We start from the raw sequence: 451 nt of genomic DNA on the forward strand, positions 1-451 counted from the left end.
GTCGACCCGTAGACCAGGAGTACGGCCCTGGCCCGGCCCGCCGCCACATGCACGAGTACGGCACGACCCTGGAACAGCTCGCCGAGGTGGCCGTACAGGCGCGGGCGAACGCGGCGGCCAACCCGGAGGCGATGTTCCGCACCCCGATCACGGTCGACGAGGTCCTCTCCGGCCCGATGATCGCGGACCCGTTCACCAGACTGCACTGCTGCATCCGCAGCGACGGGGGCTGCGCGGTGCTGCTGGCCGCCGAGGAGTACGTACCGGACACGGCGAAGGCCCCGGTGTGGGTCCTGGGCGCCGGGGAGCACGTCTCGCACGCCACGATGTCGGAGTGGGAGGACTTCACGGTCTCCCCCGCCGCCGTCTCGGGCCGCCTGGCCTTCGAACGCGCCGGGGTGCGCCCCGCCGACATCGACCTGGCGGAGATCTACGACGCGTTCACATACAT

General features: G+C 71.4%; 1 protein-coding gene. It reads left to right on the top strand.

What is annotated here, in order from left to right; all coding sequences use genetic code 11:
* The coding region (locus RNB18_RS52020; protein WP_394817815.1) for a thiolase C-terminal domain-containing protein at nt 1-451 on the top strand (451 nt) is incomplete at both ends.

Origin of the sequence: Streptomyces doebereineriae, assembly GCF_031845645.1 — a bacterium.
GTDB lineage: Bacteria > Actinomycetota > Actinomycetes > Streptomycetales > Streptomycetaceae > Streptomyces > Streptomyces canus.